We start from the raw sequence: 21,306 nt of genomic DNA on the forward strand, positions 1-21,306 counted from the left end.
TATGAACAATAAACGTCGTTCAATCTTTTTAATTCTTATTGTCATAGTAATCGGTCTCGCTGCGGGTGGTTATTATTGGTATCAATCACAGCAAGATAAAACATTAACCTTATATGGTAATGTTGATGTACGAACCGTCAACCTTGGTTTTCGTGTTGGTGGGAAGCTCGCGTCTTTGAATGTTGATGAAGGCGCGCGCGTTACCCCCGGTCAAGCTTTAGGCCAGCTTGACCAAGCGCCTTATATCAACGCATTAAACAAAGCAAAGGGCGTTAGAGACAGTGCAAAAGCCCAGCTAGCTATGAAAGAAAAAGGCTATCGCACTCAAGAAATTGCACAAGTTGAAGCTGAGGTTGCCCAAAAACAAGCGGCATGGAAATACGCTGAAAGTTTTTACCAGCGCCAAAAAGGGCTCGCAGCCTCCCATGTGATTTCTGCCAATGAGCTCGACAATGCAAAGACAAATCGAAATCAAGCACTTGCCGCATTAAAAGCCGCACAAGATAAACTAAACCAGTATCAAAGCGGTTTCCGTCAAGAAGAGATAGCGGCTGCACGAGGCGAATGGTTACAAGCTGAAGCGGCTGTTGCACAGGCAGAATTAGACTTAAAAGATACCGTATTAACAGCCCCCTCAGATGGAACCATCCTAACGCGAGCCATTGAGCCTGGCAGCATTGTCGGTGCTGGTAATACTGTATTTAGTGTCACTCTCACGACGCCTGTTTGGGTAAGGGCTTATGTCGATGAGCCTAATTTAGGGATGGCCGTTCCTGGTCGAGAAGTTTTGCTCTACACCGATAGCCGTCCAGATCCCCCTTATCACGGTACTATTGGTTTTGTATCACCAACCGCTGAATTCACGCCAAAAAGCGTACAAACTCCGCAATTACGTACTGATCTTGTATATCGGCTACGCATCGTTGTCAGCGATCCTGATGAGGCACTACGCCAAGGCATGCCAGTTACCATCCGCTTTGCTGAAATTCAGTGATAAGAGTGCATGATGAGTAAGCACGATGACTGCATTCGTCTTCAAGGGGTTGAAAAAACATTTCAGGGTTTAGACTCCCCCGCAGTAGAGAGCTTAACGGCCGAGATCTATGGTGGCTCGGTAACGGGTTTAGTCGGCCCAGACGGTGCAGGCAAAACGACGTTAATGAGAATGCTTGCCGGTTTATTAAAACCTGATTCAGGCACAATCAGTCTAATGGGATTAGATCCGATTAAAGACAGCGTACAAGTGCATGCTAATTTAGGATATATGCCACAAAAATTTGGCTTATATGAAGATCTGACCGTCCAAGAAAATCTTGATTTATATGCTGATTTACGTGGCGTCCTCGGTGAAGAGAGAGAGAAAATTTATCGTCAGTTGCTCACCTTTACTGATTTAACAAATTTTACAGGTCGACTTGCCGGTAAATTATCCGGCGGTATGAAACAAAAGCTAGGGTTAGCTTGCACACTGATTGGCAGACCAAAGGTGCTACTTTTAGACGAGCCTGGGGTTGGGGTTGATCCCATCGCACGACGCGAATTATGGCGAATGGTACACACTTTAGCCGATGAGGGGATGCTGATCCTTTGGAGTACCTCCTATCTTGATGAGGCCCAACAGTGCAAAAATGTTTTGCTCCTTAACCAAGGCCAATTGCTTTTTTCAGGGAAACCTCAAGATCTGACCCAAACTATGGTTGGTCGCTCCTATTTATTAGATGTTCCGGCCGCCAATAAACGTACAATATTGCAAAATGCCCTCGTTCTTCCGGAAACCAGCGATGGCGTGATCCAAGGGCGTTATATCCGCTTAATATTAAAGCCTGATGCGTCTAAAACGTCGCTACTTCACCGTTTGCATATGCCTGATGGGAAGCTGATTGAGGCAGAGCCACGTTTTGAAGATGCTTTTATTGATCTCTTAGGTGGGGGGCCTTCCCATCGCTCAGAATTGGCGGCTATCATGCCGCAAATCCCTGCTAATCCAAGTGAAACCGTTATTGAAGCGCGTGATCTAACGAAAAAATTTGGTGATTTTGCCGCGACGGATAGCGTCAATTTTCAAGTAAAACGCGGTGAAATTTTTGGCTTACTCGGCCCCAATGGTGCGGGGAAGTCAACCACCTTTAAAATGATGTGTGGATTGATGAGACCAACCGAAGGTCACGCCTTAGTGTTAGGAATGGATTTAAAGACCAGCTCAGATAAAGCACGGCAACACCTCGGCTATATGGCGCAAAAATTCTCGCTCTATAGCAATTTAAAGGTTGGGCAAAATCTCAAATTCTTTTCTGGTGTTTATGGTCTGCATGGTAAGCATCAAACACATAAAATAGCTGAAATGGTTGAGGCCTTTAATTTTAAGCCAATTATTAATCAAATAACTGATTCACTCCCTCTTGGCTTTAAACAACGCCTTGCCCTTGCCTGCTCCCTTATGCATGAGCCAGATATTTTATTTCTTGATGAACCGACATCGGGGGTCGACCCTCTCACTCGACGTGAGTTTTGGCTACATATCAACGGCATGGTCGATAGAGGCGTAACCGTCATGGTGACAACTCACTTTATGGATGAAGCAGAGTATTGTGATCGCATAGGATTAGTGTATCACGGCAAGATCATTGCCGCAGGTACGCCAGATGAGCTAAAACAGCAAGTCGCTAGTGAAAGTCATCCAAATCCATCAATGGAAGATGCTTTTATTGGGTTGATACTTGATTATGATAAACAGCGGGAGGAACAATGACCGCCAACGCGTCTCATTTTTCTTGGCGTAGACTCCGTGCATTATGCATTAAAGAAAGCAAACAAATCGTACGCGATCCCAGTAGTGCATTGATTGCCGTTGTGATCCCCCTAATGCTGTTATTTATTTTTGGTTATGGGATCAATTTGGATTCCAGTCAATTACGTGTTGGCATCTTGATGGATCAACAAAGCCATGAAGCACGCCAACTCGTCGATACATTTACAGGCTCCCCTTTTATTGACGCTACGGTTAGCGATAATCGGCAACAATTAATTGCAAAAATGCAAGCGGGCAAAATTCGCGGCATTATCGTTATCCCCGTGAACTTCTCAGCCCAATTGCTACGTCCTGAAGGGCATGCCGCCATACAAGTGATTACCGACGGCAGTGAGCCTAATACTGCGAACTTTGTACAAGCCTACACCAAAGGGATCTGGTATACGTGGTTGATACAACAAGGTGAAAATCGAGGCTATCCCACAGATCCCCTCATTGAGTTAAATATGCGTTATTGGTTCAATGAAGCTGCAATTAGTCAGCATTTCATTATACCCGGTGCCATTAGTATCATAATGACGGTAGTTGGAGCTATTTTGACATCACTGGTTGTTGCTCGTGAATGGGAGCGCGGCACAATGGAAGCCCTTCTCTCGACACAGATTACACGCACCGAATTGCTTTTATCCAAATTATTACCCTATCAAGTCTTAGGCTCCTTTGTGATGATCTTGTGTATGATTGTCACGACATCACTATTAAATATACCTTATCGAGGCTCACTCTTAGTGCTGTTTTTGATCACTAGCCTCTATTTAGCGACCGCTCTCGGAATGGGGCTATTGATTTCCACCATCACTCGCAATCAATTTAATGCCGCAATGGTCGCATTAAATGCGGCATTTTTGCCAGCAATTATGCTATCAGGCTTTATTTTTGAAATCTCAAGCATGCCAATATTTGTCCAAATCGTGACTTATTTCATTCCGGCGCGCTATTTTGTCAGCAGCTTACAAACGCTATTTCTGGCAGGCGATATCTATATTGTTTTGTTCACCAATCTGCTGTTACTTATCGCCTCCGCTATTTTATTTATTGGCTTAACGGCATGGAAAACACGCCGTCGTCTTGATTGATAAGGATGAAATATGTTTTACCGCCTATATACCTTGATCATGAAAGAACTACAGACGTTATTGCAGGAAAAGCAAACGCGGCTCATTTTGCTCATGCCTGTTATTTTCCAAATGATCTTGTTTCCTTTGGCTGCAACCCTTGAGGTTACCAACACCACGATCGCCATTTTCGATCAAGATGGCGGGAAGCACTCTATCGAATTAACTCAACGATTAGCAAAAGCAGAAGCCTTTTCTCAAGTACGATTACTCAAAAATGAGCACGAGATCCGAGAAACACTGGATAACCGAGAAAGCTTATTAGTCGTACGCTTCGGGCAAAATTTTAGCGCTGACATCGATAGCCAGCACACCGCGAAGATGATGTTATTACTTGATGGACGTAACTCTAACAGCGCGCAAATTGCCGCTAACTATATTGAACAAATCGTATTGCAATATCAAAGCGAGCTAACGGCAGGCCGCCCTTTAGCCAATAATAGCGAGTTAGTGGTTCGTAACTGGTATAACCCTAATCTGGAATATAAATGGTTTATCGTGCCATCACTGGTGGCATTAATCACGACCATTGGCGTACTGATTGTCACTTCCCTGTCGATTGCCCGAGAGGCCGAACAGGGAACCCTTGACCAATTACTTGTATCGCCGCTCACGACTTGGCAAATTTTTATCGGTAAAGCCGTACCCGCATTGATTATTGCCACCGCGCAAGCGACTTTAGTCTTAGTCATTGGTATCTTCTGTTACCAAATCCCCTTTGCAGGCTCCCTCACGCTATTTTATGCAACTATGGTGGTTTATGGCCTTTCACTAGTGGGTTTTGGATTATTAATATCGGCTTTGTGTTCAACCCAACAACAAGCATTTATCGGTGTATTTGTTTTTGTGATGCCCGCTATTTTGCTCTCAGGCTATATTTCTCCCGTTGAGAATATGCCCATTTGGTTGCAAGAAATTACCTTGATCAATCCAATCCGCCATTTCACTGAAATCACCAAACAGATTTACTTAAAAGATGCTGATTTTAGTGTTATTTGGCCGAGCCTATGGCCACTGCTCGTGATATCAGTCATTACCAGTACCTTTGCTTACTACCTCTTTCGGCAGAAAACAGCGTAGCAATTACCTATTAGTCACGACTATATTTTTTACTAAACAATAAAAAACCCTTGTCTGTTTGACCATGACAAGGGTTGATATTCTTTAAAAGCTATTGTGTATCTTAAATACACAATTTATACATGATTAACGGCGGTCGCCGAAAATACGTAGCAGCATTAAGAACAGGTTGATAAAGTCCAGATACAGGTTTAATGCACCTAGGATAGCGAGTTTACGCATGCTTTCTTTATCTTCCACGTCAATTTGTGCACCCATCTCTTTCAGTTTCTGAGTATCATATGCGGTCAGGCCTGCAAAAATCAGAACACCTGCATAGGTGATCACCCAGTATAATGCTGAGCTTTTCATGAAAATATTGACAATAGAAGCGATAATTAGGCCAATAAGCGCCATAAACAGGAAGTTACCGATACCACTTAGGCTACGCTTTGTGGTGTAACCATAAACACTTAGTGCACCAAACATTGCCGCCGTGATAAAAAATGTTCCTGCTACCGATTCCATTGTATAAGCAGCTAAAACCACAGAAATTGTTAGCCCAGTAAGTACTGAGTAGAGCATAAACATGCCCGTTGCCATCATACCACTCATTCTTGGCAGTAAAAATGACAAACCAAGTACAAGTCCAAACTCAACAATGATTAAACCAAAAAACAGAACATTATTAGTCGCTATGGTATAAAATAAGCCACTATTCAGTGTGGACCAAGCAACAAAAGCAGTCAGTAACAGACCAACAGTCATCCAGCCATAAACCTGTGACATAAATGTCTGAATGCCGGCACTGCTGCGCTGGACAAGAGAATCATTACGTTGATCGAATCGATCCATGATGGTTACCCTTCATACATTAGTAAGAAACGACCACAGCAACGTGCCGTAGCCAGACAAATTCCTACAAAGTTTATCATAAATTATTGACAATACCATTCAACAAACTTAAAACCATTGATTAGAATTTATGCCATGCCGCTGCTGACGGGCGTCTAAATACGCTAAAAATTATTTTAAATATAAATGAAATTTACTGATCACCAACGGTTTGCAGAAGCTTCATCGCTCTCTTTTGCCTCGACCCAACGTTCATTATCAGGCAATGTCTCTTTCTTCCAAAATGGTGCTTTGGTTTTTAAATAGTCCATAATAAATTCAGCCGCTTGAAAAGCAGCGCCACGATGAGCACTGGTCACACCCACAAAAACAATCTCTTCGCCCGGCTGTAAAGTACCTACTCGGTGGATCACACTAACTCGCTGTAGTGCCCAGCGTTGACGCGCTTCGACCACAATAGCGGCCAGCGCTTTCTCCGTCATTCCGGGATAATGTTCTAACGTTAATGCTGCAACGCTATCGCCTAAATTATGATTTCGGACTTTGCCTGTAAACGTTACGACCGCGCCATCGCTATCACATTCAGCAAGCCATTGATACTGCTCGCCTACACTAAAATTTTCTGTTTGTACCGCAATATGCGTATTTTCCATCTTAGCCCCCGGTCACCGGTGGGAAAAAGGCCACTTCGTCGCCATCTTCCAATGGATGATCTGTTGCTACAAAAGATTGGTTAACTGCCGCTAACAACTTGCCATCTTCTAAAGCTAAAGCCCACCGGTCACCACGTTGTGCCAATGCTTGACGCAATGCTTCAACATTTGAGTAATGTTCTGATAATTCGAGACGAGCTGTTCCCACCAATTCACGTACTTGAGCAAAAAAAAGTACCGTAATCATGCGTCCACCTTAAAATGACCAGATTTGCCACCTGTTTTTTCTAATAAGCGAACAGGTCCAATTACCATATCTTTTTGCACCGCTTTACACATATCATAAATGGTTAAAGCAGCTACTGAAGCGGCAGTTAATGCTTCCATTTCAACCCCTGTTTTTCCTGTCAATCGACAGCAGGACTCAATACGGACTTGATTTTGCTCCGGCAATGCTTGCAACGTCACTTCAACTTTTGTTAGCAGCAACGGATGACATAACGGGATCAGCTCCCATGTTTTTTTCGCTGCTTGAATACCAGCAATACGTGCGGTCGCAAATACATCGCCTTTATGATGGCTCCCCTCAACAATCATCGCTAAGGTCTCTTTATTCATCGTGACAAATGCTTCGGCTCTCGCTTCACGGACTGTTTCAGCTTTTGCAGAAACATCCACCATATGCGCTTCACCCGACGCATTAATATGAGTCAGTTGGGACATATTTTCTCCTGAAAAATCAAAAATTCATTAACCGCCAATAACGGATAAATTCGGGGTGATGCCACTGTCGCCCATATGTAAAAAGTGCGTCTCTCGCTTAAATTGTAGACCACTTTGGATACGTGCTTTTAATGCTTCGTTTTGATTATCGTCACTTAACAAGTCACGTAGTGGGATACCATTTTCACCGAATAGACACAGATGAAGATTCCCCAAAGAAGAAACGCGTAGTCGGTTACAACTTTGGCAGAAATCTTTTTCATAAGGCATGATAAGACCAATTTCCCCTTGGTAATCAGGGTGGCTAAAGACTTGGGCGGGGCCATCGCTACGAGAGCGTGGCACACTGTACCACCCCTCTTCAATAAGACGGTCGCGGATCGTTTCTCCCGAAATATGGAAACGATTAAAAAGGTCACTCCCTTCCCCCGTTTCCATTAATTCGATAAAGCGGAGTTGGATTGGACGATGTTTGATCCAATTTAAAAAGGATTTTAAAGCAATATCATTGACGTTTTTCATCAATACTGCGTTGACTTTGACCTTGTCGAATCCCGCTTCAAAGGCAGCATCAATGCCTTGCATCACTTGATAAAACTTGTCTTGCCCAGTAATTGCCGCAAATTGACGCGGGTCTAGGCTATCAACACTGACATTAATCGCTCCGAGTCCCGCCTCTTTCCATTTTTGTACATCACGAGCCATACGATAACCATTTGTCGTCACCGCAATTTTTTTGATCGCTTGATTTTCATGGATAGCGGCAATGATATCGGTAAAATCTTTACGCATGGTCGGCTCGCCGCCTGTGATGCGTACCTTTTCTGTGCCCAATTCTGCGAAAGCACGGCTAATGCGCTGAATTTCACTCAGTGAAAGGAATTCGTGACGACCACTTGGTTTATAACCATCGGGAAGGCAGTATGTGCAACGAAAGTTGCAAACATCTGTAATAGATAAACGGAGATAATAAAATTTCCGAGCAAATTGATCGACAAGCTGCTGCATAATGACACCTTTCCAAATACGGGAGATGCAGACATTTCTATCTTGCACCCTGGTGGCTCAGAGGCCACGGCCAAAGCATCATATTCGTTATCGCGAACTTAGACACAAAGGCTAGGAGTGATATTTATCAACAAGCCCACAAAGCCAGCATAGGTTAACAATCAAATTGCTCACTTTGTTCACTTAGTTTATGTGGGGATTTTAGCGTAAAAGAAAGGAAAAAGCGAATTTGAATTTCGGTATATAATATATTATACAACGACTTAGGGTTTAGTTATGCATTTGTTAATTCAGTATAAATTTAATGTTCTAATTTGTATTATGTCACCTATTAAACCCAATATTAAGCGCATGTACAAAAAACATCCAGCCCCTATTTTTAATCGTTAATTAAGAGCAATCTTAGATTAGGTTTGCCCCAAATTTTGATCTTTTTTGGATAGTAAAAAACAGCCCTATGAGATAATTGCTGTTTAAACTGCCATCATTTTCAATTTTTATCTGTCAATGATGACGGTAAATGACCCCCAAACGGTGTTTTATGATAAATTAGCGCCGTTTTGTGATAGACGTGATAATCGCGTTTTAAATTGCATTTAACTGGCAATAACACTGTATAATAGCCTTGGCGCTGAAAAAATAACTGATATAGGAACACTATGCCGAATAGTAGTTTGACTGATTTTAGGCATGTTGTCGCCCTTGGCGGCGGACATGGGCTTGGTCGCGTAATGTCTTCGCTTTCCTCTTTAGGCTCTCGATTAACTGGAATTGTCACCACGACGGATAATGGTGGTTCTACTGGTCGTATTCGTCGAGCGGAAGGTGGGATTGCTTGGGGAGATATGCGCAACTGCCTCAATCAATTAATTACTGAGCCATCAATCGCATCGGCGATGTTTGAATACCGTTTTAGTGGCAACGGCGAACTTTCAGGCCATAATTTAGGTAATCTGATGCTAAAGTCATTAGATCACCTCAGTGTACGCCCTCTTGATGCCATTAATTTGATCCGCAATATGCTCAAAGTGGATGCCAAACTCATTCCTATGTCAGAATCTCCCGTCGACTTAATGGCGATTGATGAGATGGGTAATGAAGTGTATGGCGAGGTCAATGTTGATGCTCTGATTGAATTACCGAAAGAGTTACGACTCTACCCAACCGTAAAAGCCACAGCAGAAGCGATTGAAGCAATTCATCAAGCGGATTTAATTTTAATTGGCCCGGGTAGTTTCTTCACCAGCCTGATGCCACTGCTACTGTTGGAAGATATCACGGATGCTTTGCGCGAATGTAAAGCCCCGATGATCTATATCGGTAACCTAGGTAAAGAGCTAAGTACATCCGCAGCTAGCCTCACGTTACAAGAAAAGTTAACCATGATGGAGCAGCATATCGGCTGCAAAAAAATTGATGCCGTGATTGTTGGCCCTAGAACGAATATCGCGCCTATTCGCCATGAGCGGTTAGTCACTCAACGGGTGTTAGAGGCCGATGATATTCCTTATCGTCATGACCGTAAGCTACTCTTGCAAGCTATCGAAGAAACCGTGCGTTTGTTTTAAACCACCACGGGATATCACCACCAATCACGCCAAAGGTTAACAGCAAAAACTCATAGAGCCGTTAACCTTTGTAGCATCATGAATTAGCAATAAAACGCTCCCTTAGCTCTTGCAATTGATCCCTTACATTTGCCGCCGCTTCAAACTCTAAATCCTGAGCATGTTTATACATCTGCGCTTCAAGTTGCGAAATACGTTGCTCCAACTCTTTTGTTGATAATAATTGAATATCTTCACGTTTATCGATTTTGGCACTCTCTTTATTGCGACCTTTCGATTTGCCACCCACTTTGTGACCAATTTGCAAGATATCGCCAATTTTTTTGTTCAGGCCTTGCGGCACAATACCGTGTTGCTCATTAAAGGCTATCTGCTTAGCACGGCGGCGTTCCGTTTCTTTGATGGCCTTTTCCATTGAATTGGTGATTCTATCGCCATATAAAATTGCTTTACCATTAAGGTTACGCGCCGCACGACCAATTGTCTGAATGAGTGAACGTTCAGAGCGTAAAAAGCCTTCTTTATCGGCATCGAGAATAGCCACCAATGACACTTCTGGCATATCGAGACCCTCTCTCAGCAAGTTGATCCCCACCAGCACATCAAACTCACCTAAACGTAGGTCACGAATGATTTCAACCCGTTCTACCGTATCAATATCAGAGTGTAAATAACGAACCCGTTCACCATGCTCTTCAAGGTATTCCGTTAAATCTTCTGCCATTCGTTTTGTTAACGTTGTCACCAACACACGCTCGTTTTTCTGCGAACGAATACGAATTTCAGAAAGCAAATCATCAACTTGAGTGGCAACAGGCCGCACTTCAATCACAGGATCTAGCAAGCCTGTTGGTCGCACAACCTGCTCTATCACCTCTGAACCTGATTTTTCTATTTCATAATTACCCGGCGTCGCGGAAACATAGATAGTTTGTGGCGCAAGCGCCTCAAACTCTTCAAAACGTAATGGTCGATTATCAAGCGCAGACGGTAAACGGAATCCATACTCTACCAGTGTTTCTTTACGAGAGCGGTCACCTTTATACATCGCTCCGATCTGCGGGATAGTAACGTGCGACTCATCCACCACCAATAAACCATCAGCAGGTAGGTAATCAAACAGCGTCGGTGGCGGCTCTCCTGGCGCGCGACCAGACAAATAACGTGAATAGTTCTCAATACCTGAGCAATAACCCAGCTCATTCATCATTTCGAGATCAAATTGAGTACGTTGGGTGATACGTTGTTCTTCTAGCAATTTATTATTTTCGAGGAGCACCTTACGCCTATCCGCCAGTTCAACCTTAATTTGTTCCATCGCTTCTAAGATCCGCTCTCTCGGCGTCACATAGTGGGTTTTCGGATAAACTGTAAAGCGAGGAACACGATGCTGAATTTGCCCCGTTAATGGGTCGAACAAAGACAACCGTTCCACTTCTTCATCAAATAATTCGACACGTAACGCATATTCATCTGATTCTGCGGGGAAAATATCAATCACCTCGCCCCGTACGCGGAACGTACCTCGGGTAAAAGCTTGGTCGTTACGTGTATATTGCAGATCGGCTAAGCGCCGCAAAATAGCCCGCTGATCGATAATCATCCCATCGGTCAAATGCAGCATCATTTTTAAATAGCTATCAGGATCACCAAGACCATAAATAGCCGAAACAGAAGCCACAACTATCACATCACGCCGTTCAAGTAGTGCTTTTGTCGCTGACAGACGCATTTGCTCAATATGCTCGTTAACAGACGCATCTTTTTCGATAAAGGTATCTGAACTAGGCACATAGGCTTCTGGCTGATAATAATCATAATAAGAGACAAAGTATTCAACGGCATTGTCAGGGAAGAAGGCTTTCATCTCACTGTACAATTGTGCTGCCAACGTCTTATTGTGTGCCATTAACATGGTTGGGCGATTTTCTTTGGCGATGACATTGGCAATCGTAAAGGTTTTACCTGAGCCTGTTACCCCGAGTAAGGTTTGATGAGCAAGTCCATCTTCTAACCCTTCAGAAAGCTGACGAATTGCCTCGGGTTGATCCCCTCCAGGCTGAAAATCAGAATACAATTTAAATACTTTACTCATTACCCACGCCTCTTAACCGATCTCCCCCCTATGATACTGGATAAAAAACCAGCTTCAAGTGCTAAGTTTAAAAATTCTCCAGCAATTTTTTATTGTGGTTAAAACAAGGTTATCCCCAAAAATTTTTCTTGACCTAAAGTGATTTATATATTTTATGCTGATGCGACTTCTAGTCTTATCTCAAATAACAACCCATGTCTTGATTTTATTTAACTTATTGTATTTTAAAATTATTATTTATAAGTCTGAAATCACATCAAATAAAGGCAAAGCCGCTTGTCACCTTGGATTCGGTTGTTTTTTTAGATCTAATTCACAAGGTTATCCACAGAAATAGTGGATAACTCTGCAATCCCTTTCAGATAGTGCGTTTCCGTTCCACTCTAAAAACCACATAGCGCATATACATGACAAAAAAATGGCAATTCAGTGAAAATATTTTTACTCAGAATTTATCATAAAAACAGTATTTACTCTTTTTTAACGGATCCGAGTTGACAAAAATGACGGATTAACGATCCAAAATAGCCTTTTACACAGAATAAACAGGAACATAAAAAATTATCTAGTAAGATCCACTAGATAGGCACACTTATCCGATCATAAATAACCAAACATTACACTCAATGTACCATGACTACGCCATCGTCCTTATCATTCGGTGTTAAAGGATATTTTTGCTGTTTAACAACGCTCAAGTTATAGCATCTACTTCAGGATATAAGATTATTGAATGCGCTCAGCTAGCCGAGTCTGATAGTTATCGATACTCCCTACCTATCTCCGTTTATTACCTACCTGAATATTGAATTATTTAGAATATAAAAATTTAATATAGGGGCTTTACACACAAGCCCCTAATTAAGCCAAGTCGCCATGAAAAATGGGAAGGATGGCGTGAACTTGATGAATCAAGACATGTCATTTTATCGCTTGATAATTCAACGGAAGAGATAGGCGCTGGGCTACGTTTAGCGTTGAGCCGTTGTACAACAAAAGAGTTTTCGTTCAATACACCAGAGAGCGTGTTTATATTGAAAAACAAGCTCTCTGATAAAATAGACAATTAACCACTAAAAAATTAAATCGCTGTCACATCAACATACTGCCCTACATCGGCAAATTGTTCGGCATCTTGATGAGGAATGATACCAAGGCAAGGCGCATTGATCGAACGGTGCAATGTCTCTAAATATTCGGCCTGATAGGTTCCTGCTGGCTCGACTTCATTCGCCACCCACCCCACCAATTTTAGCCCTGATTGGTTAATCGCTTGTGCGGTTAATAAGGCATGATTAATACAACCCAGTTTGATGCCAACCACCATAATCACTGGCAATTGTTGCTCAACCACCCAATCTGCATAACTGTGTTGTGCTGATAATGGCGTATACCAGCCGCCAGCACCTTCAACCAACACCCACTGCGCTTTTGACTGCAAATGTTTTAATCCGTTTGTCATCACTGAAAAATCAATTGGCAACCCAACTTTTTCGCTAATAATATGTGGAGATGTTGGCGCTTCGAATACAATTGGATTCACTTCTTGGTAAGTTAACGGCAATGTGCTGTTTGTTTGTAAAAAAAGTGCATCACTGTTACGTAGCCCTTGTGCTGTTTGTTCGCTGCCTGAAGCAACCGGTTTATACCCCGCGGTTTGATAACCCAATTGTTTAGCCGCTTGCAGTAATGCGCAACTGACTACTGTTTTACCGACCTCAGTATCAGTGCCGGTCACAAAATAAGTTTTAGTCACGATAAATTATTCCAAATACAGTTTGATAAGTGAGCTCAAGACCGTTTGCTGACGTGGGATAAGCGCTCTCAAGTAGATGTAATCGCTTCCTTGTCATCAATCCACCACGCCGTCCTGCGGTGAGATGGGTCGCGCCAATGCCTTTCAATGAATTCAATAATCGAGCTAAATCCGGAAAATGTAGTGTATCGGTCTGAAGCAGCAATTGATGCTGCCATGGTTGGCAACTCGCGCTTATCTGTTCAAAACTTAAAAATTCATTCACATGCGAATAGCCATCTAACCTAGCCCAAGCTTGCGATAGCTCCGATAGAGAGCCTTTAGCAAGCGTGGTAAATACAATCACCCCACCATTTTTAGTCACTCGATGTAGTTCAGTCAGGGCCAGTGATAAGTCAGAGCACCATTGGATAGCCAAATTAGAAAAAACCACATTAAAAGTTTGGTCGGCAAAAGGCAGTGCTTCCATATCCGCACAGATATACTGTTCAGCCGCATTTTTTTGACGTGCAACCTCCAACATGCCGGACGATAAATCTAATGCGGTCACTTCAGCCCCTTGTGCTTTAATTATTTGGCTGAAAAAACCAGTGCCACAGCCAACATCAATCACTTTTTTAGCCGGTAAATTGACCCGTGCTGAAGCTAATAAATCCAGCAGTTGATGACCACTATTTTGTTGATAATAAGCTATCGAATCATAGCGTTTTGCTGCTTTACCAAAAGCCGAAGCGATTTTTTGTTTTTCATCACTTAATGGTAAAACCATTTAACGCCTCCAACAGTTGATCGATATCTTGTTGGTGATGAGCTGCACTCAAGGTAATGCGTAGCCGTGCACTGCCTGGTGGGACAGTCGGTGGACGTATCGCTTGTACCCATAGCCCTTTTTGTCGTAAATAATCAGAAAGCTGTAAGCTCACCTCATTATCACCCACAATGACGGGTTGAATTGCCATCTGTGAATCAGCTAATTGCAGATCACTAAATTGACTATTTTTTCTGAAATATTCAATATGTTGATTAAGCCGTTCCCTTGCATCATCGGCTGTACGGATCTGCTGTAATGTTGCTGATAGCGCAACTGCCTGAGCTGGTGGCATTGAGGTACTATAAATAAGGTGGCGAGCCGCTTGAATAAAGTAATCTGCGGTTGCTTCATCACACAGAACGGCAGCGCCACTCAAACCAAATGCTTTACCGAAGGTGACAATCAGTAATTCAGGTTTAATACCATGCACATCACAACTACCACGCCCTTCTCGCCCTCTTACGCCAATACCATGGGCATCATCGACCATTAACCAAGCGTGATGTTGTTCCGCGAGCTGTTTTAATTCCGCTAAAGGCGCACTGTCACCATCCATGCTAAACACCCCTTCACTAATCACGAGTGTCTTTACATCTAAAGTGCTGGTGAGCAATTTTTGTAATGATGCAGGGCTATTGTGAGCAAATCGCCGTAAATTAGCTTTTGAAAGCATTGATGCCTCTAAAATCGAAGCATGACTAAGTTTATCGGCTAAAATGCGATCCCCTTGCCCCATTAAAGCGGTGATCACCGCTTGATTCGCCGCAAAACCAGAAATAAATAATAGTGCCCTTGGATATCCCAACCATGCAGATAGCGCGTTTTCCAAATCATAATGGGCGCGAGTAAAACCAGTAATGTGCCCTGAACCGCCACTGCCGGTGCCATATAATGTGGCGCCTTGCTGCCAAGCCTCGACGACCTTGGGGTGATGGCTTAACCCTAAGTAATCATTTCCTGAAAAATTCAGGTAATTTTCCCCGTTAATTCGCAACTCACGACCTGTGCTGTAATCAATACAGGTTCTTTTACGCCAAGCCGCATTTTGTTTACGCTGCTCGAGTTGCGCTTGAATAAATGTTTGCCAACTCATTAGACAGCCGCGTTATAGAACTGTGAATTATCGGCTGTCAAAATAGACTCCGCTAATTGTGCCGCTTGTTGATTATCCCCTTCGCTCACTTCAATACGCTCTGGGTTAATATTCAATTTTTTAAACAAGGAGATATCTTTATTTTCATTCGGATTAGGAGCGGTTAACAGCTTACAACCATAAAATACGGAATTAGCGCCTGCCATAAAACAGAGTGCTTGGGTTTGCTCGTTCATATATTCGCGACCCGCCGATAAACGGACGTAAGAGGTCGGCATCATAATACGTGCTACTGCAATAGTTCGAATGAAATCAAAAGGATCGACATCTTCATTATCCGCCATCGGGGTGCCTTCCATTTTCATCAGCATATTGATCGGTACACTTTCTGGCGGTTTAGGTAAATTCGCAAGTTGAACCAACAGCGCTGCTCGATCGCTGATTTTTTCCCCTAAACCAAGAATCCCTCCAGAGCACACTTTGATACCCGCATTACGTACATTATCCAATGTGTCTAAGCGGTCTTGATAAGTTCTGGTGGTAATGATGTTGCCATAGTATTCAGGGGAGGTATCAAGATTATGGTTGTAGTAATCAAGCCCCGCTTCGGCAAGGCGCTGAGCTTGGCTATCGTCAATCATTCCCAGTGTCATGCAGGTTTCCATGCCTAGCGATTTCACCTCTCGCACCATCATTTCGAGATAAGGCATATCGCGCTCACGAGGATTACGCCAAGCGGCTCCCATACAAAAACGCGTTGAGCCTGCTTGCTTCGCTTTTTTTGCAGATTCAAGAACTTGCTGAACTTCCATTAAACGTTCGGTTTCTAATCCGGTTTTATAACGAGCACTTTGTGCACAATATTTGCAATCTTCTGGGCATGCCCCTGTTTTGATTGAAAGCAAGGTGCTGACCTGTACTTGCTGTGGGTCAAAATGCTGTCGATGAACTTGCTGAGCTTGGAACAAAAGCTCAAAGAAAGGCATAGAGAACAATTCATTAGCCTGTTTAGTTGTCCACTTTTTTAATTCGCTCACGGCAGATCTCCATCATAAAAAGTCGTTGCCAGTTTAAATATTGTGGTTATCATGTCAACCAAATTCATTTAAATAAGTTGACAACAAAGTAAAATGGACAGTTCTGATATTGCATTCGATGCCAAGCATATCTGGCATCCCTACACCTCGATGAGCCACCCGATCCCCGCCTATCCCATCGTTGAGGCTAAAGGCGCAGAGTTGATTATGGCTGATGGAAAAACACTTGTTGATGGAATGTCTTCTTGGTGGGCGGCGATCCACGGCTACAATCATCCCGTTCTCAATCAAGCCGCTACTGAGCAGCTACAAAAAATGTCTCATGTCATGTTTGGTGGCATCACTCACCCTTCCGCAGTGAATTTGTGCCGTCAACTCGTTGAGATCACTCCAGCGCCTTTAGAGTGTATTTTTCTTGCCGATTCAGGATCGGTGGCTGTGGAAGTGTCACTAAAGATGGCACTCCAGTATTGGCAGGCAAGAGGGGAAAAGCGCCAACGTATTTTAACTTTACGCCATGGTTATCATGGGGATACTTTTGGTGCGATGGCAGTATGTGATCCTGATAATTCAATGCATGGCCTATACAAAGGTTATCTACCTCCTCATATTTTTGTTGAGGCTCCACAATGTGGTTTTCATGATGAATGGAACAGTGATGATTTATTACCAATTAAGCAGGAACTTGCAGCAAAACATCGCGAAATTGCAGCAATTATACTCGAACCTATCGTACAAGGTGCGGGTGGAATGCGTATTTATCACCCCGAGTACCTAAAAGGCGTTCGTGAGCTTTGTGATCACTATGGCATATTACTGATAGCCGATGAAATCGCGACAGGATTTGGGCGCACAGGCCAATTATTTGCTTGTGACCATGCGGCTATTTCACCGGATATTATGTGCTTAGGCAAAGCCCTCACGGGGGGATATATGACACTATCAGCCACCTTAACAACGCGTCATGTTGCCGAAACGATTAGTAATGGCGAAGCGGGCTGTTTCATGCATGGGCCAACCTTTATGGGGAACCCATTAGCGTGCGCCGTCGCCAACGCAAGCCTAAAATTATTGCTTGAAAGCCCATGGCAACATACTGTCGCCAAGATTGAGCAGCAGCTCTTAGCTGAATTAGCACCTTTGTCCTCCCACACAAGCGTCAAGCAGGTGCGCGTTTTAGGGGCGATTGGCGTGATTGAGATGCAGCAGCCAGTCAATACCGCTGAATTACAAAAAAAGTTTGTTGAACAAGGGGTTTGGGTAAGGCCATTTGGTCGGCTGATTTATGTTATGCCACCTTACATTATTTCACCGGAACAACTGAGTAAAGTGACAAGTGCAATGAGAAACGTGATTGAGGGGTAAAGATCCCCTCAGTGCTTTGAGGAGATCTTAGTTTAGCAATTAACGCGCTAATACCGTCACCCACATTGGGCCTTTGCCCACTGGGTAGCGACCAATTTGGGTGAGTTTACCTGTAATCGGGTCAATTTCTGAAACAGAAATACTGTCAGATTTTTGCCCGCTAGAAATCAAGAAGCGCCCTGTTGCATCAAGGTTAAAGCCCCTAGGCTGAGCTTCTGTTGGATAAATCCCTTCTAGGGTCAACTCGCGGCCATCATCAGATACTCGGAAATGGCTAATATAGCTATCTGAACGCTCACTCGCATACAGATGACGTCCATCAGGCGTGATATGAATATCTGCCGCCCAACGTTGGCTTTCACGACCTTCCGGGTATACGTTAATATGCTGAACTTGGCGATAGCGAGTAAATTTATGGTAAACGTTAATGGTTGAATCCAACTCATTAACACAATAAATAACTTTGTGCTGTGGATGGAATGCAAGGTGGCGAGGGCCTGCGCCTTTTGCTGAACTGATTTGATCAGCAGAAGCTTCGGTTAAATGACCATCGTCATGCAGATCAAATAAGCGAATATGATCTTCCCCCAAACACGGCACCCATAATTGTTGATTGTCAGCATCAACATGTGAAGAGTGTGGGTTTCGTAGCCCTTCGATCACTTGGATCGCGGTTTGTGGTACACCTTCTTGGTTGATAGGTAAGACAGCCAAATTATGTTGATGGTATGACGGCACAAACAAATACTTACCAGTGTTATCTAATGATAAATGTACCGGTGTACTTGGAATTGCCGTCTCAGCTTTTAGTCTGAGAGTGCCCTTATCTTCAATTTGATAAGTGATTACTCGAAAATTGGGTCGGACACCAATATAAAGGTGCTTTTTATCATGGCTTAATACCATTGGCTGTACTTGGCCTGGTGTTGTCACCGTCTGTAATAACGTCAGTTCACCGGCTTCGTTCATAGACCAAACGTGGATCTGATGGCTTTCGGGGCTAGCAATATAGACAACCTGATTCATCCTGTCTCCTTATGATTCATGATAAAAATATCTTCTTCCATTATGACGGTTAATCTCAGGATAGACTAGCGAATAACAAGCAATCCCCCTCTTTTCAATACATCGCGCCACTAAATTATCTCAAAATGATTAAAACAACAGATTACCAATAACCTGACTCGATTCATTCTGCGCCACTTTAGTTAATCTGCAATATCCGCTAAGATGATAAAATTATTTTAGCACTGGATTATTATCAGGCTAACAGATCCCTTTCTGTTTAGCTGACAACGACAAAAACCATCATATGGCCACTCATTAAGGCATATGTAACCTCAAATCACGTGGAGCCGTTTATGTCATACCGCGTTATTGCGCTCGATCTTGATGGAACACTGCTTGATCCTCAAAAGAAAATTTTGCCCGAATCGCTTGCTGCATTAAATGAAGCACGTCGCCAAGGCGTTAAAGTGTTGATTGTGACAGGGCGCCATCATGTTGCCATTCATCCTTTCTACCAAGAGCTTAACCTTGATACCCCTGCAATTTGCTGCAATGGTACTTATCTTTATGATTATTTAGGTAAAAAAGTTCTTTCTTCAGACCCTATGACACTCGAATCAGCAACACAAATGATTGAAAGGCTGCGTGGCACCGATATTCAACATTTAATGTATGTTGATGATGCCATGCTATACAACGCACCGACAGAAGGGATCAAAAGGACGCTAAGTTGGGCAGAAACCCTGCCAGTGGCTCAACGTCCTAATATTCAGTTTGTCGAAAACTATGCTGATGTCTTACATGATTATCAATCTATTTGGAAATTTGCCGTCAGTTCAGAAAATATCGATCAGCTCAAAGAGGTTGTTCGCGGTATTGAAGATGATTTTGGCTTGGAATGTGAATGGTCATGGGCTGATCAAGTCGACGTCGGCCGCAAAGGAAACAGCAAAGGCCAACGACTAAAACAGTGGGTTGAATCACAGGGTATGACCATGAATGATGTGGTTGCTTTTGGTGATAACTTTAACGATTTAAGCATGTTAACAACGGCTGGACTAGGTGTTGCTATGGGCCAAGCGGTCGATGAAATCAAACAACAAGCAAAACTGGTTACACGTGATAACACCCAACCGGGTATCGCTGAAGTGATCCATAAATACGTATTGTAATTTTATCTATTAGGGGGCCAATAATAAGCCCCCTAATTAACTCATTTTGCCACTTTATGCTGTTCACTCAAGCGGCATGACTTTAGATATCAGCTAACGTACTGTTATGATGTGTAATGGCGGCTTAATGAAACACTTTTAACCTGTGCATAAACTCGACGACCTTTGCGAATAGACAATTCGTCACGCGCCCAACGTGTGATACGCGCCCATAAATAATGCTGTTCGCCTAAATCAAGCTTCACATCCACCTGCTCGCCATCTTCAATCCATTCAACCACTTCCGCTGATAAAATATTACGGATACTGCTGACCTGTGGCTTTTCTAATACTAAAGACACATCAGAGGCATCAATGCGTAAACGCAACTGCCCGCCTCTTTCTGTATCAATACGCGGGATCCATAATTTTTGACTGCCCACAATCACTGCAGTCATCTCATAGTCAGGGTGGTGACCATGACATATCACATTTAACACGCTACTTAATGTCTCTTGTTGGAGCCAAGGACGCAATGCACTGCTTGCCCACACCTCCTCTAATGCTCCAAAAGCTTTAACTTTACCTTGTGCCATCACAATCACTTTATCGGCAAGGCGTAAAATCTCATCTAAGCTATGGCTGACATATAAAATAGGGATTTTGACATCTTGAGACAGTTTTTCTAAATACGGTAGTAGCTCACGTTTACGCGGTAAATCAAGAGAAGCTAATGGCTCATCCATCAATAAAATTTCAGGTGCGGTTAACAGTGCGCGGCCAATAGCGACACGCTGTTTTTCCCCACCTGATAATGTAATAGGAAAACGATTTAGAAGTTTTTCAATGCCTAACAACGTCACAATTTCATCGAAGCGCCCTTTCATTTCGGGAGCCATACCATAACGTAAATTATTCTTGACTCGATAATGGGGAAATAGCCGTGCATCTTGGAAGACATAGCCAATATGGCGCTTTTCGGGCGGCAAGCAGATGCCTTTTTCGATATCGACCAGCGTCCGTCCATTGAGCACAATACGCCCTCGATTAGGCTTGGTTAGCCCCCCTATCACATTAATTAATGAGGTCTTCCCTGCTCCAGATAACCCAAATATGGCAGTAATGCTCTCTGTCGGTAGCGAGGTATTCACTTCAAGCGCTAACTCACCAAGCTGCTGTGAAAAATCCAGCTCTAACATA

19 protein-coding genes, 1 pseudogene and 1 riboswitch are annotated in these 21,306 nt (G+C 43.2%); of the genes and pseudogenes, 8 read left to right on the forward strand and 12 right to left on the reverse strand.

Going from position 1 to position 21,306, the window contains the following annotated elements; translation table 11 throughout:
* Nucleotide 1: 1 nt before the first annotated feature.
* From hlyD to I3B46_RS16115, 4 genes are read left to right on the forward strand one after another with little or no spacing between them, the layout of a single operon-like run.
* Nucleotides 2–994 carry a secretion protein HlyD gene (gene hlyD / locus I3B46_RS16100; protein WP_104873344.1) on the forward strand — a complete coding sequence of 331 codons (993 nt, stop codon included), beginning with the start codon at nt 2–4 and terminating at the stop codon, nt 992–994.
* Between the two features lie 12 nt (nt 995–1,006).
* Complete coding sequence (locus I3B46_RS16105; RefSeq protein WP_104873343.1) at nt 1,007–2,749, forward strand: ATP-binding cassette domain-containing protein; 1,743 nt, start codon at nt 1,007–1,009, stop codon at nt 2,747–2,749.
* A complete protein-coding gene (locus I3B46_RS16110) occupies nt 2,746–3,885 on the forward strand; it encodes an ABC transporter permease (RefSeq protein ID WP_004917851.1) in 1,140 nt (379 codons plus the stop codon). The genes I3B46_RS16105 and I3B46_RS16110 overlap by 4 nt, the downstream gene beginning before the upstream one ends.
* Before the next feature lie 12 nt (nt 3,886–3,897).
* Complete coding sequence (locus I3B46_RS16115; RefSeq protein WP_104873342.1) at nt 3,898–5,004, forward strand: ABC transporter permease; 1,107 nt, start codon at nt 3,898–3,900, stop codon at nt 5,002–5,004.
* Nucleotides 5,005–5,130: 126 nt separating this feature from the next.
* Here I3B46_RS16115 and I3B46_RS16120 read toward each other — a convergent pair whose 3' ends face one another.
* From I3B46_RS16120 to moaA, 5 genes are all read right to left on the reverse strand, one after another.
* Nucleotides 5,131–5,838, reverse strand: a complete 708-nt coding sequence (locus tag I3B46_RS16120; RefSeq protein WP_004917846.1) for a Bax inhibitor-1/YccA family protein — start codon at nt 5,836–5,838, stop codon at nt 5,131–5,133.
* 200 nt (nt 5,839–6,038) lie between these two features.
* Nucleotides 6,039–6,491, reverse strand: a complete 453-nt coding sequence (gene moaE / locus I3B46_RS16125) for a molybdopterin synthase catalytic subunit MoaE (RefSeq protein ID WP_004917845.1) — start codon at nt 6,489–6,491, stop codon at nt 6,039–6,041.
* A 1-nt stretch (nt 6,492) separates the two neighbouring features.
* A complete protein-coding gene (gene moaD / locus I3B46_RS16130; RefSeq protein ID WP_004917843.1) occupies nt 6,493–6,738 on the reverse strand; it encodes a molybdopterin synthase sulfur carrier subunit in 246 nt (81 codons plus the stop codon).
* Nucleotides 6,735–7,214, reverse strand: a complete 480-nt coding sequence (gene moaC / locus I3B46_RS16135; RefSeq protein ID WP_004917841.1) for a cyclic pyranopterin monophosphate synthase MoaC — start codon at nt 7,212–7,214, stop codon at nt 6,735–6,737. The genes moaD and moaC overlap by 4 nt, the downstream gene beginning before the upstream one ends.
* A 27-nt stretch (nt 7,215–7,241) precedes the next feature.
* Nucleotides 7,242–8,222: a GTP 3',8-cyclase MoaA gene (gene moaA / locus I3B46_RS16140; RefSeq protein WP_014657771.1), complete on the reverse strand. Its 981-nt coding sequence runs from the start codon at nt 8,220–8,222 to the stop codon at nt 7,242–7,244.
* A riboswitch (molybdenum cofactor riboswitch) is annotated at nt 8,212–8,352 on the reverse strand. It overlaps the preceding gene by 11 nt.
* Before the next feature lie 529 nt (nt 8,353–8,881).
* Here moaA and yvcK point away from each other — a divergent pair.
* On the forward strand, nt 8,882–9,790 hold the full coding sequence (yvcK, locus tag I3B46_RS16145; protein WP_004917836.1) for a uridine diphosphate-N-acetylglucosamine-binding protein YvcK: 909 nt from the start codon (nt 8,882–8,884) through the stop codon (nt 9,788–9,790).
* A gap of 76 nt (nt 9,791–9,866) precedes the next feature.
* Here the strand turns inward: yvcK and uvrB are convergent, their stop codons facing one another.
* On the reverse strand, nt 9,867–11,885 hold the full coding sequence (gene uvrB / locus I3B46_RS16150) for an excinuclease ABC subunit UvrB (RefSeq protein ID WP_004917833.1): 2,019 nt from the start codon (nt 11,883–11,885) through the stop codon (nt 9,867–9,869).
* A gap of 860 nt (nt 11,886–12,745) precedes the next feature.
* Here uvrB and I3B46_RS22755 point away from each other — a divergent pair.
* A pseudogene (locus I3B46_RS22755) lies at nt 12,746–12,874 on the forward strand (contact-dependent growth inhibition system immunity protein); the annotation flags it as partial.
* 92 nt (nt 12,875–12,966) lie between these two features.
* On the opposite strand, the gene bioD reads toward I3B46_RS22755, so the two are convergent.
* Genes bioD through bioB form a run of 4 tightly spaced genes read right to left on the reverse strand, consistent with a single transcriptional unit; the run spans nt 12,967 to nt 16,582 of the window.
* Nucleotides 12,967–13,641, reverse strand: coding sequence for a dethiobiotin synthase (gene bioD / locus I3B46_RS16160; protein ID WP_014657770.1), 675 nt, complete (start codon nt 13,639–13,641; stop codon nt 12,967–12,969).
* Nucleotides 13,634–14,410, reverse strand: coding sequence for a malonyl-ACP O-methyltransferase BioC (bioC, locus tag I3B46_RS16165; protein WP_163762156.1), 777 nt, complete (start codon nt 14,408–14,410; stop codon nt 13,634–13,636). Before bioC ends, bioD begins: the two co-directional genes overlap by 8 nt.
* Nucleotides 14,391–15,545 (reverse strand): 8-amino-7-oxononanoate synthase, encoded by a 1,155-nt coding sequence (gene bioF, locus I3B46_RS16170; protein WP_040132925.1) that lies wholly within the window; start codon nt 15,543–15,545, stop codon nt 14,391–14,393. Before bioF ends, bioC begins: the two co-directional genes overlap by 20 nt.
* Nucleotides 15,545–16,582, reverse strand: coding sequence for a biotin synthase BioB (gene bioB / locus I3B46_RS16175; protein ID WP_004917825.1), 1,038 nt, complete (start codon nt 16,580–16,582; stop codon nt 15,545–15,547). Before bioB ends, bioF begins: the two co-directional genes overlap by 1 nt.
* A 93-nt stretch (nt 16,583–16,675) precedes the next feature.
* Between bioB and bioA the strand changes: the two genes are divergently transcribed.
* A complete protein-coding gene (bioA, locus tag I3B46_RS16180) occupies nt 16,676–17,947 on the forward strand; it encodes an adenosylmethionine--8-amino-7-oxononanoate transaminase (RefSeq protein WP_004917823.1) in 1,272 nt (423 codons plus the stop codon).
* A gap of 39 nt (nt 17,948–17,986) precedes the next feature.
* Here the strand turns inward: bioA and pgl are convergent, their stop codons facing one another.
* Entirely contained in the window at nt 17,987–18,973 is a 987-nt protein-coding gene (pgl, locus tag I3B46_RS16185) for a 6-phosphogluconolactonase (protein ID WP_004917821.1), read from the reverse strand.
* A 335-nt stretch (nt 18,974–19,308) separates the two neighbouring features.
* On the opposite strand from pgl, the gene I3B46_RS16190 reads away from it, so the two are divergent.
* Nucleotides 19,309–20,127 (forward strand): pyridoxal phosphatase, encoded by an 819-nt coding sequence (locus tag I3B46_RS16190; RefSeq protein WP_004917819.1) that lies wholly within the window; start codon nt 19,309–19,311, stop codon nt 20,125–20,127.
* A 104-nt stretch (nt 20,128–20,231) separates the two neighbouring features.
* Here I3B46_RS16190 and modC read toward each other — a convergent pair whose 3' ends face one another.
* Complete coding sequence (gene modC / locus I3B46_RS16195; protein WP_004917817.1) at nt 20,232–21,305, reverse strand: molybdenum ABC transporter ATP-binding protein ModC; 1,074 nt, start codon at nt 21,303–21,305, stop codon at nt 20,232–20,234.
* Nucleotide 21,306 lies beyond the last annotated feature (1 nt).

It is taken from the genome of Providencia sp. 2.29 (assembly GCF_015832305.1).
In the GTDB taxonomy this organism is placed as follows: domain Bacteria; phylum Pseudomonadota; class Gammaproteobacteria; order Enterobacterales; family Enterobacteriaceae; genus Providencia; species Providencia stuartii.